At 35.9% G+C, this 1,683-nt stretch carries 2 protein-coding genes; one reads left to right on the plus strand and one right to left on the minus strand.

The window, feature by feature from the left end:
- Positions 1–125: 125 nt before the first annotated feature.
- Positions 126–1,013 carry an inositol oxygenase family protein gene (locus tag AC1DND_RS27405; protein WP_477585955.1) on the minus strand — a complete coding sequence of 296 codons (888 nt, stop codon included), beginning with the start codon at positions 1,011–1,013 and terminating at the stop codon, positions 126–128.
- A gap of 501 nt (positions 1,014–1,514) precedes the next feature.
- Here AC1DND_RS27405 and AC1DND_RS27410 point away from each other — a divergent pair.
- The coding region (locus tag AC1DND_RS27410) for a LacI family DNA-binding transcriptional regulator (RefSeq protein ID WP_477585957.1) at positions 1,515–1,683 on the plus strand (169 nt) is incomplete at its 3' end.

The following is a 1,683-nucleotide window of genomic DNA, read 5'->3' on the forward strand; positions in this document are numbered from 1 at the left end:
GAGTAAAAGCAGCAAAAAGATGCTGCCATACTTTAAGCTTGTACATTTAAATCTCATGATTTTTGTAGATTTAGGTTCATAAATTGGTTTGTTTTATTTGGTTATACTGTTTTTGAGATAGAATGTTAAAATTTAATAGTGGCTGGTAAATACTTAGCTACAAGTGCCTTGTAATAAGGTTCTAGTTCTGCCCAGCTTTTCTGATTGGGGTTTTTAGAGTACAAATCGTAAGGATTAAACAGGTTAACCCATTTAAACATTTCATGATCTTTTTCATTCATCAGGTGATCGTATGCATTTTCCCTGTGCTGCGAGTAAAAGGAATGGTAACGGAGCATGTATAAACCTGGCTCCGGAATGTAGGGCTTCATCATGTGGTATACATATTCATCGTGGCCCCACGACATGTCTACATTGTCTAGACCGCAATTTTGAGTATAAACACCCAATTTGGTCTGATAGGTTTCGTTTTTAAAATCCGGATTCTGACTGAAAAATTCTGGATAAACAATTTTATCTGAATAAGCGCAACCTACTGGAAAAGTATCGCCCACTACGGCCCACTGTGGTTCTCCGAACAGGCACAGTACCTTACCCATATCGTGTATTAAACCAACCAACACCATCCAATCGGGGTGGCCGTCGTTTCTAATGGCTTCTGATGTTTGTAACAGGTGCTGCATCTGGTCCAGATCGGTGTCAGGATCAGAATCATCTACCAGTTTGTTTAAAAAATCAAAAGCACTCCAGATCGGCATCTCCTGTTTGTCGAATTTTAAATAATCTGCTTTTTTCTGTTTTACGAAATCATAGGTTTGATAAGTATGGTTAAGCCTGTAAAATTCTTTTACGCTGTCTTTTTCCGTTTCATCATAATTTCTGAACTGCTCTTCTTTTTTTTCAGCGTTGATGTTTTTTGGATCAGGGTAGCGGATTAATATATCCTCTTCCCATTGATCAAGATTTTGCAAAGGATTTTGATTATCCTTTGAAGTTTCGCTTTGGTTTCTCATAAGGCTAGAAATGGATTGGTTAAAGATTTTCTTTGGTTTTATAAGTTAAAGTTGAGTTTTTAGAAGCTTAAACTTTTATATTTTGCCGATTTTATTTACGTAAACGATTAAGTAAATTTTAATTCTTTAGAGTGTAATCAACTTTAATTTGTTTATATTTAATAGGTTACGGCTTGAGTTGCACTAATGGTCATCCTTTTCTGCCTGAATCCCCATTAGTGAAATGTATAAAAGAAAAGAAATAAACGTTGTTATTACGATTATTTCATATTTTCGTTTGTAGCAGATACTTTTTCTTAGTCAAAAGAAGTATCTTATTGCTGTAACCAACAAATGTTATGAACATAAATTCGGCAAACCCGCTCTAACAATTGGGGCAAGCTGGATTGTTTTTGATGAAGATGCTGGTGAAAAAGAAGCTTTTGACCTATAATATCGCTAACTAAAGTGTTATATGGGGCATTTTCCTCTGAAAAAACTAACTAAACAAATTTTTAAGACATGGCGGAAGCAGTGAACATTAAGCGGTTGGCTCAGGAATTAAATATTTCCATCGCAACCGTTTCCAAGGCCCTCAATGACAGTTACGAGATTAGTTTAAAAACTAAAAACAGGGTGTGGACCTTAGCCAAAGAGTTAAATTATACACCCAATCCAGCCGCCAGCAACC

It is taken from the genome of Pedobacter sp. 01N416 (assembly GCF_056399685.1).